The organism is Pseudomonas sp. GL_091, from assembly GCF_057837725.1.
In genome coordinates this window covers 4224910-4241802 of record NZ_CM174451.1, presented here as the reverse complement: position 1 = coordinate 4241802, position 16893 = coordinate 4224910, and the positions used below count along the sequence as shown (strand labels likewise).

The 16893-nt window shown below is 55.3% G+C and carries 14 protein-coding genes; 9 read left to right on the top strand and 5 right to left on the bottom strand.

Translation table 11 applies throughout. The features are described from left to right. Positions 1-576 precede the first annotated feature (576 nt). The 5 genes from AC3ITY_RS19255 to AC3ITY_RS19235 all read left to right on the top strand — a co-directional run bounded on the left by AC3ITY_RS19255 (position 577) and on the right by AC3ITY_RS19235 (position 5519). Positions 577-2004: an APC family permease gene (locus tag AC3ITY_RS19255; protein WP_489304399.1), complete on the top strand. Its 1428-nt coding sequence runs from the start codon at positions 577-579 to the stop codon at positions 2002-2004. A gap of 94 nt (positions 2005-2098) precedes the next feature. Then, positions 2099-2833: an SDR family NAD(P)-dependent oxidoreductase gene (locus AC3ITY_RS19250; RefSeq protein ID WP_489304398.1), complete on the top strand. Its 735-nt coding sequence runs from the start codon at positions 2099-2101 to the stop codon at positions 2831-2833. Positions 2834-2919: 86 nt separating this feature from the next. Beyond that, positions 2920-3828: an NAD-dependent epimerase/dehydratase family protein gene (locus AC3ITY_RS19245; RefSeq protein WP_489304397.1), complete on the top strand. Its 909-nt coding sequence runs from the start codon at positions 2920-2922 to the stop codon at positions 3826-3828. Between the two features lie 62 nt (positions 3829-3890). Beyond that, positions 3891-4784, top strand: a complete 894-nt coding sequence (locus tag AC3ITY_RS19240; RefSeq protein ID WP_489304396.1) for a polysaccharide deacetylase family protein — start codon at positions 3891-3893, stop codon at positions 4782-4784. A 207-nt stretch (positions 4785-4991) separates the two neighbouring features. After that, positions 4992-5519: a GNAT family N-acetyltransferase gene (locus AC3ITY_RS19235; RefSeq protein ID WP_489304395.1), complete on the top strand. Its 528-nt coding sequence runs from the start codon at positions 4992-4994 to the stop codon at positions 5517-5519. A 98-nt stretch (positions 5520-5617) separates the two neighbouring features. Here AC3ITY_RS19235 and AC3ITY_RS19230 read toward each other — a convergent pair whose 3' ends face one another. Then, positions 5618-7357: a dipeptidase gene (locus tag AC3ITY_RS19230; protein WP_489304394.1), complete on the bottom strand. Its 1740-nt coding sequence runs from the start codon at positions 7355-7357 to the stop codon at positions 5618-5620. 160 nt (positions 7358-7517) lie between these two features. Further along, positions 7518-7826: a hypothetical protein gene (locus AC3ITY_RS19225; protein WP_489304393.1), complete on the bottom strand. Its 309-nt coding sequence runs from the start codon at positions 7824-7826 to the stop codon at positions 7518-7520. A 207-nt stretch (positions 7827-8033) separates the two neighbouring features. Here AC3ITY_RS19225 and AC3ITY_RS19220 point away from each other — a divergent pair, with 207 nt between their 5' ends. The 3 genes from AC3ITY_RS19220 to AC3ITY_RS19210 all read left to right on the top strand — a co-directional run bounded on the left by AC3ITY_RS19220 (position 8034) and on the right by AC3ITY_RS19210 (position 11430). Continuing rightward, positions 8034-9128 (top strand): alpha/beta hydrolase, encoded by a 1095-nt coding sequence (locus tag AC3ITY_RS19220; RefSeq protein ID WP_489304392.1) that lies wholly within the window; start codon positions 8034-8036, stop codon positions 9126-9128. 61 nt (positions 9129-9189) lie between these two features. Continuing rightward, positions 9190-10245, top strand: a complete 1056-nt coding sequence (locus tag AC3ITY_RS19215; protein WP_489304391.1) for an alpha/beta hydrolase — start codon at positions 9190-9192, stop codon at positions 10243-10245. A gap of 18 nt (positions 10246-10263) precedes the next feature. After that, a complete protein-coding gene (locus AC3ITY_RS19210) occupies positions 10264-11430 on the top strand; it encodes a (R)-mandelonitrile lyase (protein WP_489304390.1) in 1167 nt (388 codons plus the stop codon). On the opposite strand, the gene AC3ITY_RS19205 is transcribed toward AC3ITY_RS19210, so the two are convergent. The 3 genes from AC3ITY_RS19205 to AC3ITY_RS19195 form a co-directional block, all read right to left on the bottom strand. Next, positions 11418-12311, bottom strand: a complete 894-nt coding sequence (locus AC3ITY_RS19205; RefSeq protein WP_489304389.1) for a LysR family transcriptional regulator — start codon at positions 12309-12311, stop codon at positions 11418-11420. The two genes, AC3ITY_RS19210 and AC3ITY_RS19205, sit on opposite strands and share 13 nt — an antisense overlap. Before the next feature lie 59 nt (positions 12312-12370). Further along, complete coding sequence (gltS, locus tag AC3ITY_RS19200; protein ID WP_489304388.1) at positions 12371-13585, bottom strand: sodium/glutamate symporter; 1215 nt, start codon at positions 13583-13585, stop codon at positions 12371-12373. Between the two features lie 242 nt (positions 13586-13827). Beyond that, entirely contained in the window at positions 13828-14388 is a 561-nt protein-coding gene (locus tag AC3ITY_RS19195) for a lipid-binding SYLF domain-containing protein (protein ID WP_489304387.1), read from the bottom strand. A gap of 411 nt (positions 14389-14799) precedes the next feature. On the opposite strand from AC3ITY_RS19195, the gene AC3ITY_RS19190 reads away from it, so the two are divergent. After that, positions 14800-16848, top strand: a complete 2049-nt coding sequence (locus AC3ITY_RS19190; RefSeq protein ID WP_489304386.1) for an acyltransferase family protein — start codon at positions 14800-14802, stop codon at positions 16846-16848. Positions 16849-16893 lie beyond the last annotated feature (45 nt).

Below are 16893 nucleotides of genomic sequence, written 5' to 3'. Positions count from 1 at the left end.
CCTTGCTGCCATGGAACTGCTCGCCAATTTTTTCGTGCTAATACACGCACTCACACATCTTTTTTGCCATGTGTGGTTTATGGGGGCGCTAACGCAGCACACCGCAACGTTCAATGCCGAGAAGATTGTGAAAGAAGCCCGCCGAGGTGCAGGGCCAACCCTTTGAGATAACCCGCGTCGCCAGGGTCTATGCAGGCCATTCTTGACAGGGACTTACTTCGCTAATCCAGATTTAAACATCGGAAATTTCTGATGGTAGGTATTTTTTGGCTGTTCCTATACTGACCTCCCCCCGCCATTCAGTGGTTTAAGCGTCACAATTGCTCATGCACGTAGCTATGCAGTTGAAGTGACGGCTGGCGGCTGAAAAAAATAATTTCGGCTGGAGGGTTTTCCTGGAGGGCGATAAAGAACAAGAAAGCTGTAAATCAAATCTGAATAAGCTGTTGGTGTCTGGCTTGTTCGGGTTTTGAGTATCTGCATTTTGCTTAGTTGAATAATAAGAACGGCGTTCAAATCAACTCGGATGGTTTGACGCTACAACATCTTCTATAGCTATTAATCAGAGCCTGAAAAATGAACTTCTATGAAATCATCGGCTATGACCGTGACGGAACTGTTCGTGATCTGGATACGGCGCTAAACAAGGGAACTCTAACCACCAGGGATGTAACTTTTTCGGCGTTGGGCTTCAATGCGCCTGGCTGGATCGCAGCCTCTTCCATGTCGATTCTTTACTCAATATCGGGCCACCACGCTCCACTGGCCATTTTGATTGCGTACTTCTTTCCGATGTTGGTCATGGCTTTCTGCATGATCTCACTCACTCGCCAGGCACCGTCGGCGGGTGGAGTCTTCACATTCACCTCGCGATTTCTGCATACCCGTGTAGGGACCATTCTCGGTTGGGCGTACTCCGTTGCCTGCATGGCAGTGATGGCAATGTGTGCAATCATCGGAACCGAATATATACAGGCGCTGTTCCCGGTGTTGGCGGGTCCACTTAACGCAAAACTGATCGGGACGGGTATGGTTCTGATCTTCCTGGCCATTTCCTGCAACGGCGTCAATGCCACAGCCAAAGTAGCCAGCGTATTTCTGATTTTCGAAATCAGCGTAGTAGCCGGGCTCGGGTTGATGGGAATCATCAATCCTCAGGTTCCGGATTTGTCAGTGATTTCCATGTACACCCTGGAAGGGTCTGGTGGTTGGTCCACGATCGGGCCGGGGGTGCTGTTCGGTGTATGGATGCTCGCGAACTTCGATTCGGCGATCAACTATATCGAGGAGTCGCGTATTCCGGTTCGGACTGTACAGCGCTCCATGCTACTCGTTCTGACTTCGGCATTTGTCATTTACAGTCTCGCGGCGATTGGCTGGCAGTACGCGGTGCCTGTAGAGAAGTTGGCGGCTATTATCGAAGACGGCAACGGTGGGCCGATCGCCGCTGTGGCGAATGTCTACTTGCCCCCCGCCATGGCCTGGATCGCTTTGTTCGTCGTGATCACTTCGGCATGTGCCGGATTGCAAATTTCTTCCAGTGCGGCTGCGCGTACGCTCTATCGAATGAGTGAGGAAGGGCATCTGCCAACAGCGCTTCGCTCAGTCAATAAATCGAGATCGCCATGGCTGGCCAGCGTTATCGTCTCGACCCTCGCCATTACACTGCTCTGGTGGAAGCCACTGGACAAGATCTCGTGGTACTACGATGTCGTGACCATCACGCTGGTGATGTCCTACATGGCCGCTATCGCTGCATTCATTGTCATGACCTTCCGCCGTCAACGTTTCGGTATGGCGTTGGCACTGTCGATCCCGGCTGCGCTGGCAATCCTTGTGCTGGGATACATCGGTTATACCGCCGGGGCCAATCCGGTTTCGCCTGAGGATCAATACACCGCCTGGTACCTTGGCGCGCTGACCATTCTTTCTGGCGCGATGATTGTGTTTTGGCAGTCGCGAGTTTCCAAACAAGCCGTACTGACTCCAATGCAAGAGTCCTGATTCCGAAGTTAACGCATGCGGTCAATGTTACAGCCTGCGTTAGTTGGACATTGGCGCCTGCGTGTGGTGTTCATTTAAAACCATGGGTGAACTTATGAAGCGTGTTGTCGTAATTACGGGAGCAGCAAGGGGCATTGGTCTGGCAATTGCCAAGCGCTTTGCTGCAAGTGGGGACTATTTGGTACTCAACTACTTCGACGTCAAGGATCAACTGGATGAAGTAATACGTATTGCCCAAGACAACGGCGGCGATGGGATCACTGTTCAAGCCGATGTCAGTCATCCCGAAGCGGCAGCGGGAATCATCAGGGAGGCTGAGAGCCGCTTCGGGCGGGTCGATATTCTTGTCAACAATGCCGGGCGGCTGGTTTCGGCAACAGTCGCGCAGACGACATGGGCACAGTGGGAGCAGATGATCAGTACCAATCTCGGAGGGACCTGGGCCTGCATGCAGGCCGTGTTGCCGGGCATGCTGGCACGTGGTCAGGGGCGGATTATCAATATCAGTTCCGAGCTTGGGTTGATTGGCTTTGCGACCTACGCCGCTTACTGCGCCTCCAAGGGCGGGGTAATCGCACTGACTAAAGCGGTTGCGAAGGAAGTTGCCCCACAAGGCGTATTGGTTAATTCGGTGGCACCGGGGCCGATCGAAACAGACATGTTGATCAACGACACCATTGAATACAACGACGAGACGCGCGCGACAATTCCATTGAAACGCTTCGGAAAGCCGGACGAGATTGCAGCCATGGTCGAAGCCCTGGCCGGGCCCGCGGGAAACTATATGGTTGGACAGGTCGTCAGCCCCAATGGCGGGGCCGCGATTTAGTTGGGTGTCTTGCAAACTTCACTGAGTCATTATTTTCCAAGTCGAACAAGTGGCTCTGATTTTTCTAATAACAAGAAGGAAACAAAATGAGCGCTGTAATGATTACCGGTGGTTTGGGCTATGTTGGCAGGTACCTGACTAAAAAGCTCAGCGAGCAGGGCATTAAGGTGATTAGTTACAATCGTGACTACTCAGAGGCCAGGTCGGAGTTCATGACCCCTGTACAGGGGGAGTTATACGATATTCCCCGGATTGTCAGAACCATCCAGGACTTTGGGGTTGATCGTGTTATTCATACGGCGGCGATGTCACATCCTGACTTGTCCATAGATCTGCCGATCACGACAGTGGCAGCGAATATCGATGGCACCATTCATTTGCTTGAGGCAATGCGCCTGGCGGGCATTAAAAAGCTGGTGAATTTTTCTTCTGAAACGGTGTACGGGAATTTCGAGGGTGTGATCAATGAAAAAACACCGATTAACCCAACGACACCCTATGGTGTAACCAAAGTTGCCACCGAGCATTTTGGCCGGGTCTACAACGACCTCTATGGGATGGAAGTCATCTCGCTGCGGATTGCCGAAGTGTATGGTCCTGAAAATAAAATGCCGCAGGTTCTCAGGGACATACTTAAAACAGTTCATCGGGGTGAAACATTCAACTTGCCTACCGGCGGCGATCATCGATTCCATTACATTCATGTGGAAGATGTTGTGCGCGCTGTGCTCATGGCAGCTGAAACCAGAGACTTGAAGGGCGGTGTATTTAATATTGCCGGTGATCGCTCCTGGACACTGCATGAGGCCGTTGAATTGATCAGGAAAATAATGCCTGAGGCCCGCATCGAAATCGGCAATGGCTACTGGCATCTGGATCGGCATGGGGAGTGGGATCTGAGTGCTGCGCAGCAGGCGTTGGGGTATTGCGCGCAATGGTCGCTGGAAAAAGGACTGACGCATTACTCCGATTGGCTGCGCGATCACGAGTATTGATATCTGGATTGCTCACGGTTCTTGGTGAATCAATGATATTCAGCAGCCATTGGTGATTAAGCATGATTGAAAACCCTATTGTCTGGCCAAATGGCGCACGCTGTGCCGTCTCCTTTACCTTTGATATGGATGCAGACAGCATTCTGCATGTGGCGCACCCCAAGGATTCAGCAACGCGAGTTGCCAGTATTTCAATGCTGCACTACGGACCGAAGGTGGCGATTCCAAGGATCCTGGAAACCTATCGGCGTTTCGAGATTAAACAAACGTTCTTCATTCCGGCCTGGTGCATCGAGCAATACCCCAAGGCCATTGAAGCTATTGTCGAACATGGCCACGAAATTGCCCACCATGGCTACATACATGAACATCCAAACGAGCTGACTCGAGAAGAAGAAGCCTATTGGCTCGATCGTGGTTGCGACACCATCAAGCGCTTCACGGGGCAGGCACCGCGAGGCTGGCGGGCTCCCCTCTACAATATGTCGGAGCACTCGGCTGACTTGCTGATCGAGCGAGGCTTCAGCTATGACGCCTCATTGATGGGGGATGATGTTCCTTATCTGTTGCGCACAAATGCTGGAGAGCTGGTGGAGCTCCCCTCCAGCTGGGCGTTGGATGACTGGCCCCAGTACATGCACAGTATCGACCTTGATTTTCAGATGCCGATTCAGTCGCCGCAACGCGCCATGGAGGTTTTCAAGGCCGAGTTTGATGCAGCATGGGAATATGGCGGTCTTTTCATACCCGTCTGGCATCCTTTCCTTTCCGGTCGTTTGGCACGATGGCATGAAGTGTCGAAGTTGATCGAATACATGATGCTAAAAGGCGGTGTCTGGTTTGCACCTATGGATGAGATCGCGGCGCATGTTCAGCGTAGTGTCCGCACTGGGGTCTATACACCGCGGATTGACAGCCTGCCTTACTATCAGGGACCGGTTAAAGCGAACAAATAACCGTTCTGATGGTGAATGTATCGTGCGTATCGGGTTCTTGTAGTTATTGATGTTGGAGCGGCGACCATCGAAGGATGGTCGCTACTCTGCCTGAATGATGCTTTTTTTACTTCATGGGGTCTGGAGCGCGCGGATCAGCGCGCTTTACTCACACGGGTCTCAGGCAGCGTAGAATTCCGGGCAAGCAAGCCATTGTCTTGAGAAATCATGCCTGCACACATTCGTCTGGCTTTACCCGAAGATGCCCGGTTGTTGCCCCATATTGAACGTAGCGCCGCTCAAGCATTCCGCTCAATCGATGAACTGAGTTGGCTGGCGGACGCCGCCACCATGCCAGTCGATCGTCACAGGCAGTTGATCGCGTTATCGACGTGCTGGGTGGCTGTCGATGCCGAGGGGCGGCCCCAAGGTTTCCTGAGCGCAGAACGCCACGGCAGCGATCTTCATCTCTATGAGCTGTCGGTCAAACAGTCTGTGCAGGGGCAGGGCTGGGGGCGAAAACTGGTTGAAGCGGCGATGGAATATGCGCGGGTTAATCAGCTGGCTTCTGTGACGCTGACGACGTTCACAGAGGTGCCATGGAACGCGCCATTTTACCGGCGGCTAGGGTTTGAGCATAACGCCGGGGCAACCCTGGATAAGCGCTTGGCGGAGATCCTGTTACAAGAGTATGGCTGTGGCTTTGAACCCGGTAGCCGCTGTGCAATGTCGTGGCGGGTGCCGCAAGTCCCGTAGCCGGCTTCAGATGCCTCCTCGGTTTTACCCGACGGGCACAAGCTCCCTCGCCACAGGTTTGGAGTTGGACCCGCCAGCAGGGCGGGTCCGATAGGGCATCAAAGTTTCGGCAATTGCCCGATGCGACCCATCATCTCGGTCACGATCTGCAAGTCCAGCAGGAACTGCTCGGTGGTCTTGAACTCGTTGTCGTTGTGGCCGGTGTATTTGACGTCCGGCATGGCCAGGCCGAATTGCACGCCGTTGGGCAGTTCATGCACGGAGGTGGCGCCGGCGGAGGTGCCGAACTTGTGTTCCATGCCGAGGTTGTCGCTGGCCACGGCGAGCAGGGCCTTGACCCATTCACCCTCGGGGTTGCGGTACATCGGTTCGGCAATCGACAGGTCGAAGGCCGGTGCGATGCTGGTCTTCTTGCTCCAGGCGTCCAGCTTTGCGGCGATTTCGGACTTGAGCACCTCCGGCGTCTTGCCCTTCGGCACGCGCAGGTTGACCGCGAGCTTGAAGGCTTGGCCATCCATCCCGACATAGGTCAGGGAAGTGGTCAGCGGGCCCATGAACTCATCGGCAAAACCGACTCCCAACTTGCCACCCAGGTAGTCCAGTCCCCAGTTGTCGACGGCGTAGCGGGCGGCGTCAGTGATTTGGTTGTGCTTGAGCGCGACCTTGCCGTCGAGGCCATTGATGAAGTCGAGCATCCTGGCCACCGGGTTGACGCCGGACTCGGGCTCGGAGGAGTGCGCGGACACACCGGTGACCGTCAGTTTGACGTCCTTGCCGTCGACCTTGGCGGCGACTTTGAAGTTGCCACCGTTACGCTTGGCATATTCGGTGCCGGCCTTTTGCAGGCTGGCGGCCAGTTCGGCGGGCTTGTCGGTCACTAGGGTCGCGACCGATGTCGACGGAATCTGGTTGGTGGCCAGCCCCCCGGTCATCGAGGTGATTTCTGCGCCCTGGCCTTCAGCTTTACGTTTGGCGAAGCTGGCCATGACCGTGCCGTAGCCTTTCTCGGCGATCACCACCGGGTAGCCGCCATCCAGCGCCAGGTTGTAGTTGGGTGTGGGGTTGCGTTCGAAGTAGTAGGGGATGGCGTCGCCCGTGGTTTCCTCGGTGGTGTCGACCAGCAGCTTGAAGTTGCGGGCCAGCGGCAGCTTCTCTTCCTTGATGATTTTCATGGCGTAGAGCGCCACCACGATGCCGTTCTTGTCATCCTCGGTGCCACGGCCATACATGCGATCGCCGATCAGGGTGACCTTGAACGGGTCGAGGCGGGTGCCGTCCTGCAGCACCCAGTTTTCCGGCGTCACCGGCACCACATCGGCATGGGCGTGAATGCCCACGACTTCATCGCCGCTGCCTTCCAGGGAGATCTCGTAGACGCGGTTGTCGATGTTGCGAAAGTTCAGGTTGAACGCCTGGGCAAGGCCCTTGATCTTCTCGGCAATCTTGATGAATTCGGGATTGTCGTGCTGGTCAACACCGTCCACGCGTACGGTCGGAATGGCCACCAGCTCCTTCAGGGTTTCGGTGGCCGCGCTGCCGTATTTCACCCGGGCATAGAGGCCAAGCAAACGATGGATTTCGTTTTGCTGTTCAGCGGTAAGCGTCTTGTTGCCCTGGAACGCACGGATGGCCGGGCCGAGGTCGTCGGTTTTGGCGATATCGCTCTTGACCAGACTTCCCAGGAACTGTTTGAAGTCCTTGACCGACGCATCGCTGAAGGTCTTGAGGATGATCGTGCTCTGTTGTGGCGTGATATTGGCGTGGGCAGCCGTGGTGAACGACGAAAGGCTGGCGAGCATGAGGGTGGTCGCAGCCAGGTGCTTGAGGGAAAAATCCATTGCTGGGGGCATTCCTTTGCAGGCGGTTTGTAAGAAATATCTGATCGTTTGATCAGAAACTTTTCAAAACTAACACCACGAGCGTGTGAAACGGGAGCCCCTGAAGTGGGATCTGTCGCACAGTAATGCAAAAGCGGCGCAGAAATGAAAAACCGCTCTATCAATGCTTACATTCCGCCATCACCACGTGGCAGGTATTCGGCGTGCCGCCGGATCGGCCTGCATAACGGGCGCAATTATCCAGGGATTTCTGGCGAGCCATGTCCAAGGTGTCGGCCCAGGCGAGGCCGCCTTCGCCGACAGTGGGGAGGGCCTCTGCAAAGCAGGTTGAACCAGTGTTTGGGGCTGGATGATCTGGATATCGAGCCGTGGCGGCTTTGCCTGAACATCCCGCTGTCAGTGCCAGGTCGATGGCGAGCAGGGAAAGCAGGATCCATGGCGAGTATTGGCGCGCAGTTTTTCCCGTCATCCCGGTTCCCCTGTAGCAAGAGGTGTATTCAAGGTCATGCCTATTAAGATTAGGCCCCTGTCAGGACATCATCCACCTTTGGCCGGGTTATGACTCAATCAAAATAGTTATGTGTTTTTGGTATTAGTGCTATCCGATTGGTTCTATTCATTAATTAATTCCTGAGCGGTAAGTTGCAACTCTGCGATTACAAGCCGAGAGCAACTCATGACCCAGGATTCCATCCGCAAGTACGCGCACGCAGCATTCAAGGCGGGTACGCTCTGTTTCACCCTGACTACCGGTGCACTCGTGGACGCTGAAGAGCGCAGTCCGCTGATCATCAAGGAACAGGGAAGCCTGATGGCCGGCGGGGGGCTGATCACCCAGCCAGGGAGTTTTGATCCCTACAAGCCGATGCTGCCTGATGGCCAGACCTACCATGGCGACCATGTGTATGCGTTCTATCAGGTGCCGGTCGACGCTCACCCGTTGCCCATTGTCATGTGGCATGGCGCGGGGCAATCCGCGAAGTCCTGGGAAACCACGGCCGATGGCCGGGAAGGGTTCCAGAACATTTTCCTGCGGCGCGGTTTCTCCACTTACCTGATCGACCAACCGCGCCGTGGCGACGCGGGGCGCGGCCTGGTGGAAGCGACGATCAAGCCTGTGCCGGACGAGCAACTGTGGTTCAACCAGTTCCGCATCGGCCTGTGGCCAGAGACCTTCGAGGGCAGTCAGTTTCCCCGTGGGCCGCAGGCGCTGGAGCAATTCTTCCGTTCGATGACGCCCAACACCGGTCCTTACGACATTGAAGTCGCCTCCGATGGCGTATCCGCGCTGCTGGAAAAGACCGGGCCGGCCATCCTGTTCACCCATTCACAGGGCGGTGGCCCCGGTTGGTTGACGGCGATCAAGAGCCGCAATGTGCGGGCCATCGTGGCGTTCGAGCCGGGAAGCAGCTTCGTGTTTCCAGAAGGCGAGGTTCCGGCGCCGATTCCCAGTGCGTTCGACACACTCTCGGCACAGGTCGTATCGAAGGCGCAGTTCGAAACGCTGACCCACATCCCCATTCTGATTTTCTACGGCGACAACATTCCGCACAAACCGGTTCGCTTGCCGGCGCAGGACAGCTGGCGTGCCCGGCTTGAGATGGCTCGCCAGTGGCGAGACACGGTGAACCGCCATGGGGGTGACGTCCGGCTCATTCACTTACCCGAGATCGGTATCAGGGGCAACAGCCACTTTCCGTTTTCGGACCTGAACAACGTCGAGATCGCGGACCTGGTTTCGCAGTTTCTCGCCGAGAAAAACCTGGATTGATAACGAGCATGGCAATCGCTGCCGCACACCTTTGGAAACCGCAATTGCCTGGAGCATTCACATGATGCGAACCACGATAAAGGCCACTCTCATGGCCGCCATGATCGGCATGTTCGGCGTTGAAGCCGAGGCGGCGGACTACAAACAGAACCCGTACACCTTGACCTACGCTGGCGCGTTGGTGAAGAACGAGCCGGGCAAGGTCAACATCCATCCGGTCACCTATAAACTCAACGGCCTGGACATTGCCGCCAACGTCTACACCCCGGCCAATTATGACGTGGGGAAGAAATATCCGACTGTCGTCGTGGCGCATCCCAATGGCGGGGTGAAGGAGCAGGTCGCCGGTCTGTACGCCCAGCGCCTGGCTGATCAGGGCTACATCACGATTACGGCGGATGCGGCGTATCAGGGCGCCAGCGGTGGCCAGCCGCGCAACATCGACAAGCCGGCGTTGCGCATCGAGGACATCCATGGCATGGCGGACTTCATCGCCAGCTATCCCGGCGTCGATAGCACGCGACTGGGCTTGCTCGGTATCTGCGGCGGCGGGGGCTATTCGTTGAAGGCGGCGCAAACCGACAAGCGCTTCCAGTCGATCGCGACCGTGAGCATGTTCAACTCCGGGCTGGTACGCCGCAATGGTTACCGGGACTCGCAACTGTCGACGATTCAGGAGCGCTTGCAACAGGCTTCGGCTGCCCGCGCACAGGAAGCGGCGGGCGGGGAGGTGCTCTATGTCGGCGATGCCAAACTGACCGATGAGCAGATCGCCAAGTTGCCGTTTGATCTGTACCGGCAGGGCTTCGAGTATTACGGCAAGACCCACGCCCACCCGAATTCGACCTTCAGGTACACCCAGAGCAGTCTGCTGGACCTGATGAGTTTCGATGCCACGGATCAGATCGAACTGATCGACAAGCCGTTGCTGATGATCGCCGGCAGCAAGGCCGACAGTCTGTACATGTCAGAGCAGGCGTTCGCCAAGGCCACCGGAACCCGGGACAAGAAACTGTTCACGATCGATGGTGCGACCCATATCGAAACCTATTGGGTGCCTGAGTATGTGGACGTCGCCATTGGCCAGTTGAATGCGTTCTACGCTCGAACCCTCTGATCTGAAGGATCCGCCAGCATGAAGAACACTCTTTTGGGCATCGCGGTGTGCGCCGCGGCTCCCTTCGCCGGTGCCGCCGGGGCAGACAATATCAGTGGGCCCCGCGCCGCCCAGCAGATCAGCCGTGCAGGCAGCCAGGCTTCGGTCGCGGGACCTGCGGAATATTTCAACGGGCAGGTGCGTGTTGATCCGTTGTTTTCCGCCACGGGCGAGATCAATGCGTCCGGCGCCTACGTCACCTTCGAGCCGGGCGCACGTTCGGCCTGGCACACCCATCCTGCCGGCCAGCGATTGGTGGTGGTGTCTGGTGTGGGCCTGACGCAGGAGTGGGGCAAGCCCGTGCAGGAAATCCATCCCGGCGATGTGATTGTCTGCCCGCCGGGTGTCAAGCACTGGCATGGGGCGGCGCCTGCCAGCGCCATGACGCACCTGGCCGTGACCGGGGCGGTGGATGGCAAAAACGTGCAATGGCTGGAGAAAGTTACCGATGCCCAGTACGGCACCCGGGGGGCCATTGCGCCGCAGACAGTGGCTCAACCCGCCTCAGAGACACTGTCCGCCAGACAACAGGCCATCCCGTTGATTGCCGCCGCCATGGCCACGAGCAATATTCCTCGACTCAATACTGCCTTGAACCAGGGGCTGGATGCCGGGCTGACGGTCAGCGAGGCCAAGGAAATACTGGTACAGCTCTACGCCTACAGCGGCTTTCCGCGCAGCCTCAATGCACTTGGCGAGTTGATGAAAGTGCTTGAAGCGCGTAAACATCGCGGCGTTCAGGATGAGCCGGGGCGCGAGCCCGGTCGCGTCATTCCCGTCGGCGATGAGTTACTGGCGGTCGGCAAGGCCAACCAGACGCGCATTGCCGGGGCGCCTGTCCAGGGTCCGCTGTTCGACTTCGTCCCTGTCATCAACCAGTACCTGCAAGCGCATTTGTTCGGCGACATTTTCGAGCGCGACAACCTTGACTGGCAAAGCCGGGAGCTGGCTACCGTCGCAGCGCTGGCCGCCACGCCCGGGGTAGAGTCGCAACTGAGCTCGCACATGGCCGCCAGCCTGCGGGTCGGTCTGACCGTTGCGCAATTGCGTCAGCTGACCCGGCTACTGGCCGATCAGGGTGATGCCGATGCAGCCAAGCGGGCCACCGAGGCGCTGGACGCCACCCAGGCCAATCAGCCCAGGTAGCGCAGGGCTTCGCGCAGCAAGGTAAAGGCCGGCGAGCTCTGGCGCCGGCTCGGGTAATAGAGGTGGTAGCCAGAGAACGGCTCGCACCAGTCCGCGAGCACGCGGATCAACCGGCCCTGCGCGACAAGCTCCTGCACCAGGTCTTCCGGCATATAGGCCAGGCCCAAGCCCTGAAGGGCGGCCTCCAGGCGCATGGCAATGTTGTTGAACACCAGCTGGCCTTCGACACGGACTTTCAATTCCTGGCCATTTTTCTCGAACTCCCACAGATACAGCCCACCGTAAGTCGGCATGCGCAGGGTGATGCAGTTGTGCTGCATCAGATCGATCGGGACGACTGGCTTTGAATATCGGGCGAAATACGCCGGGGAGCCGACCACCGCCATGCGCATGTCGGGGCCGATGCGCATCGCGATCATGTCCTTGGCGACCTGCTCACCCAAGCGGACGCCGGCGTCGAAGCCTTCCGCCACGATGTCAGTAAAACCGTAGTCGACGATGATTTCGATGCTGAGGTCGGGATTGTCCGGCAGCAGTTTGGCGAGCACAGGGTGCAGAATCGTGATCGCCGAATGCTCGCCGGCCGTGATCCGCAATTTGCCCGACGGCTTGTCTCGAAATTCGCTGAGCAAGGCCAGTTCGGTGTCGATTTCTTCGAACCTGGGGGCGATCACTCGCAGCAGATGCTCACCAGCTTCAGTCGGTGAAACGCTGCGCGTGGTGCGCGACAGCAGCCTGACGCCCAGTCGATCCTCCAGCTGGCGCATGGCCCTGCTCAAGGCCGGCTGCGACATGCCCAGCTTGGCGGCGGCACGGGTGAAACTGCGCTCTTGTGCCACGGCCGAGAAGATCGCCAGTTGGTCGTAGCTTTCGACGGTCATTTATACGCACCTGTTATGTACCAGTTGCGATTATGCCATTTCAAGAACCAATCGTAGCGCTATAGACCACTGAACATGCTGATGATCACGGCATTGACCAGGTCAATGAAAAAGCCGCACACCAGCGGCACGATCAGGAATGCCTGGTGCGCCGCGCCGTACTTTTGCGTCACGGTCGACATGTTGACGATGGCCGTCGCCGTGGAACCGAGGGCAATCCCGCCGAATCCGGAAGCAATCACGCTGGCTTCGTAATCGCGCCCCATAAAGCGGAAGACCACAAAATACGTATAGGCTACCGTCAGCAGGATTTGCAGGGTCAATGCGCTCAGAATGAACATCAACGCGCCGTTGAGCTGCCATAGCTGAAGCCCCATCAGGGCCATGGTCAAAAACATGCCCAGACAGATATCGGAGATCAGCGACAGGCCCAGGCTGGCGCCGCTCCAGGTTTTCAGTCGTTGATCACCCACAAAGGCGAGAACGAGGTGGTGAATGACGATGCCCGCGAACAGGCAACTGACAAATTTGGGCAGGGTGACGCCGGCATCGACAAGCACCAGGTTAAGTCCATAACCGGCCATCAGGGTCAGGTTGAGCCACATCCAGGCCCAGAGCACGTCGTAGTAGTCCAGCGCCTTGCCCGGTTGTTGCTCAAGAATGCCGACTTCCAGCTCCGCATCCCTGGATGGCGTCAGTTGATAACGGCGTATCAGCTGGTTGGCGATAGGGCCGCCGATGACGCAAGCGGCAATCAGGCCGACGGTGTTGCTGGCGATGCCCAGTTCGTGCGCGTTACTGATGCCCAGTTTTTCGACGAAAAGCGGTGCCCAGGCCAGGGTGGTGCCCACCCCACCCGTGAGGGAAATGGAGCCCACCATCAAGCCCGCCTTGGGATCAAGCCCAAAAACTTCGGCCACACCCATGCCCAGCGAGTTCTGCAGAAGAATGAACACAGCGGCGAGTAACAGCAGGATCAGCAGCGGGCGCCCCCCCTTGAGCAGTTGGCGCATGTCCGATTTCAAGCCTATGCCGGCAAAGAAATAGAGCAGCAGGGTGTCGCGAACTTGCAGGTCGAACTCGATCTGGATCTTCAGGCCGAAGTAAAGCAAGGACGTAACCGCCGCACAGACGAAACCGCCGACCACCGATTCGGGGATACAGTATTGACGCAGAAAGGCGTTGTGCTGGACGAGGGTCTTGCCGAGGAAAAGCAGGAGGATGGCAAGGGTGAAACTCACGAGGCCGTGAACCTGGAAGAGCTGTGAAGTCATTTAAGGCCTACCTAAAAACTGAAAAATCATTATCAGGATTCGCTCATTCAATGTTTAGACCTGTATCAATGAACGGTCGAAACAGCCTTGCTCGTCCAGATGGCTTCCCAATCATCAGGTGCGTCTGTGCGTCTGTGCGTCTGTGCGCCAGGAGTGAGGACAGCCTAGCCTAAACGGGAAAACCCATCCGGGTAGGCATAGGCTGCCAATCACGCTCCCGATGGCCAATCAAACGACTGACTTTAGCGTTTGATCAGAGAAATCTTCGTTCCCTCGATACTGACCCCCGCCATTAATCCTTGCTGGTCGAAGATGAACGCGTAGGCGTCGTCTTTCAGCGTCGAGCTGGACAGGTTCTTCGCCGCCCCTTCATCAACCACGACAACCGTTGGCCCCACACCGATTTCCCAGCCCTTGGTTTCGGCTACATATTTCACGGCTTTATCGGTCATCAGGAAAACCGCATAGCCATACGACTGGGCGCCGGCCTGTAGCCCCCATGAACCGGTGACGGAGTTGTAGTAGTTCTCGACTTTCGTGCCCCTCATTAAAACGCCTTCACCATAGCTGCCGCCGAACACGAGACCCGCTTTGATGATGTTCGGGAAAACCAGCACAGCCTTGGCCTGGCGCGAGATGGATTCGGAAAAAGGATGGGTCTTGTAGAGCGTCTGTAATGCTTGTCGAGCGTCGGCATTCAGATCCTCGGCGGTGGCCGCTCCTGCATTGTTCAGGAAACCGGCCGATGCCAATGTTGCAGTCGCGAGGAAGAACGAGAGGAAGAACCGCATTGATTGAGTCATTTGCGTACTCCGCTGAGGGAGCGTTGGATCAGAGCAGCGGTAAGCGCCTGCATCAGGCAGGAACCGAACCCACTGAGGTTATCCGGTGCACCCTGAAGTGTGTGAATCGCAAGCATCGCTCGTGAATGAAGTTGGTTTTCGACCTTGGTCTGCGGACCAAGGCCCGGGGCCACTGATCATTTGCGCTGCCATCAGCTATTGTGACCACGGCGTGTTGGCCGGGTTCGTTGTCAGTTCTGATTGTGGCCGACCCACACTTTGGTGTGGCCCTCGGACTGGCTGACAATAGTTGTTTAGGGGCTGCGGGACTGAGCTAGAATGCCCCGTTTTTTGGTTTGTTCTCCGCGCCCACTAATTTCTATGTGCTGAACAAGATTGCGTCTTGCACATCGCCAGCGAGTTCTATCCTCAATGCCAGCTTCGCATCCACATCTGTCGCACCCAAAGTACCGACCGGACATTGATGGCCTCAGAGCCATTGCGGTATTGGCTGTCGTAGCATTTCATGCATTTCCAGGCTGGATTCGTGGTGGCTTCATTGGGGTGGATATTTTTTTTGTCATATCCGGCTATTTGATTTCTACGATAATCTTTAAAAGCCTGGATAGGGATGCGTTCAGCTTTAGGGAGTTTTACGCTCGCCGCATCAAACGTATTTTTCCCGCATTGCTTTGCGTGCTGATTGTCAGCTTTACGTTTGGCTGGTTTGCGTTACTGGCTGAAGAATACAAACAGTTGGGCAAGCATATTGCTGCCGGTGCGGGTTTTGTTTCAAATTTTGCATTGTGGAGTGAAGCTGGATATTTTGATGTCGCAGCAAATGTAAAACCGCTGTTGCATTTGTGGAGCCTGGGAATTGAAGAGCAGTTCTATATTGTTTGGCCGTTCGTGCTTTGGTTTTCGTGGCGGAGGAAAATCAATTTTTTTGGTTTGATTGTGCTTGTTGCAGCTGTATCTTTTTTCCTTAACGTTCATGAAGTAAGCAAAGATTCTGTGGCTACCTTCTATTCACCGCAAACTCGGTTTTGGGAATTGCTGTGTGGAAGCATGTTGGCCTGGCTTGCTTTGTATAAAAAAGAGTTTTTTTCTCGAGTTGGTTTAAGGCTTGACGGCTTGCTGTGTTCGATCATTTGTCGGGATCGGGCCGGGAGTGACGGAAAGACGCTTTCTAATGTTTTGTCGTGTATTGGTTTTTTGTTTGTTTTTATTGGCTTTTGGCGCATCAGTAAAGCAGTTGAATTTCCGGGTGAGTGGGCTTTGTTACCGGTTTTAGGGGCTGTTTTGATTATAGCTTCAGGCCCCGGTGCTTTTCTAAATCGTTTGTTATTATCCAACAAAATTGCCGTTTGGTTTGGTTTGATTAGTTTTCCTCTTTATCTGTGGCATTGGCCGATATTGTCCTTTCTTCGTATCGTAGAAAGTGAGGTGCCAAGCCGAGAGGCTCGTGTAGCAGCAGTTTTTCTGTCTATTGCATTGGCTTGGATCACTTACAGATTCGTTGAACGTCCTATTCGTCTGGGCGTCCAAAGCAAAATGAAAGTTTGTGTATTGGCTGTGCTGATGCTCGTTTGTGGGCTTGTTGGATATGGAGTGTACAAGGCTGATGGCCTTGGCACGAGAACGAGCTTGAACAAGCACTATGGTTTTGTGGAATTGACCGAGGCATATCCACATATGCCTTATCGCAACGAGGCTTGTGATAAGCTGTTTCCTGATTTTAAGGGTTACTTTTTTTGCTTGGTATCTAAAGACTACTCTCCGGAAATATTGATTATGGGGGATTCTCACAGCAATCAATATTACAAGAGCCTGGCGCGTAAGCTGCCTGGTAAGTCTGTGATGAATTTGGGGGCTCAGAGTTGCATTCCTTTTTCATCGATTACGCATATGTCTGCCAATGGCTGTGAGGATAATCTGCTCGTTGCGTTAAAATTTGCGGCGGAAACTTCAAGTATCAAGACTGTCTATCTTGCCGGGTATTGGAGTTATCTCGCTTCCGGTGGGTTCGGAATTTATAATGAAAACTATCGACTTCCTCGCGCATTGACTGATAAAGAAGCCGATACGTTTTTCGAGGTCGGGCAGAAAGTTCTGGCTGAGCTTGTGCGTTCCGGAAAGGAAATTGTATTTATTAATGATAATCCTGACTTGGAGTTCAATGTAAGAAGCTGCTTTGATTATCGACCTTTGGTGATTGGAAGTAATAAGGTCAGAGAGGTTTGTGGTATGAGTCGGATGGATTACGAGGCGAGATATAAGGTTTACTCTGACATATTTTCCAAGCTGGTGTCAGGGTTTCCTTCTGTGAAGGTTTATAGCTCGAAGAACGTTTTTTGTGATGATAAATACTGCTATGGGTCTTCCAGTGGTAAGCCGCTCTACTATAACTCCGACCACTTGACCATATTTGGCGCTGATTTGGTTATTGATGATTTGTTGGGCAAGTATCCGGTGAAATAATTCGGCGCCCTCTTAGGCTGTGAACCTCAAGGGGTGTCAAATCCA

Bases quoted from the DNA above. Each gene is read 5' to 3' on its own strand.
- AC3ITY_RS19255 (WP_489304399.1), top strand. From the start codon at position 577: ATGAACTTCTATGAAATCATCGGCTATGACCGTGACGGAACTGTTCGT.
- AC3ITY_RS19250 (WP_489304398.1), top strand. From the start codon at position 2,099: ATGAAGCGTGTTGTCGTAATTACGGGAGCAGCAAGGGGCATTGGTCTG.
- AC3ITY_RS19245 (WP_489304397.1), top strand. From the start codon at position 2,920: ATGAGCGCTGTAATGATTACCGGTGGTTTGGGCTATGTTGGCAGGTAC.
- AC3ITY_RS19240 (WP_489304396.1), top strand. From the start codon at position 3,891: ATGATTGAAAACCCTATTGTCTGGCCAAATGGCGCACGCTGTGCCGTC.
- AC3ITY_RS19235 (WP_489304395.1), top strand. From the start codon at position 4,992: ATGCCTGCACACATTCGTCTGGCTTTACCCGAAGATGCCCGGTTGTTG.
- AC3ITY_RS19230 (WP_489304394.1), bottom strand. From the start codon at position 7,357: ATGGATTTTTCCCTCAAGCACCTGGCTGCGACCACCCTCATGCTCGCC.
- AC3ITY_RS19225 (WP_489304393.1), bottom strand. From the start codon at position 7,826: ATGACGGGAAAAACTGCGCGCCAATACTCGCCATGGATCCTGCTTTCC.
- AC3ITY_RS19220 (WP_489304392.1), top strand. From the start codon at position 8,034: ATGACCCAGGATTCCATCCGCAAGTACGCGCACGCAGCATTCAAGGCG.
- AC3ITY_RS19215 (WP_489304391.1), top strand. From the start codon at position 9,190: ATGATGCGAACCACGATAAAGGCCACTCTCATGGCCGCCATGATCGGC.
- AC3ITY_RS19210 (WP_489304390.1), top strand. From the start codon at position 10,264: ATGAAGAACACTCTTTTGGGCATCGCGGTGTGCGCCGCGGCTCCCTTC.
- AC3ITY_RS19205 (WP_489304389.1), bottom strand. From the start codon at position 12,311: ATGACCGTCGAAAGCTACGACCAACTGGCGATCTTCTCGGCCGTGGCA.
- gltS (WP_489304388.1), bottom strand. From the start codon at position 13,585: ATGACTTCACAGCTCTTCCAGGTTCACGGCCTCGTGAGTTTCACCCTT.
- AC3ITY_RS19195 (WP_489304387.1), bottom strand. From the start codon at position 14,388: ATGACTCAATCAATGCGGTTCTTCCTCTCGTTCTTCCTCGCGACTGCA.
- AC3ITY_RS19190 (WP_489304386.1), top strand. From the start codon at position 14,800: ATGCCAGCTTCGCATCCACATCTGTCGCACCCAAAGTACCGACCGGAC.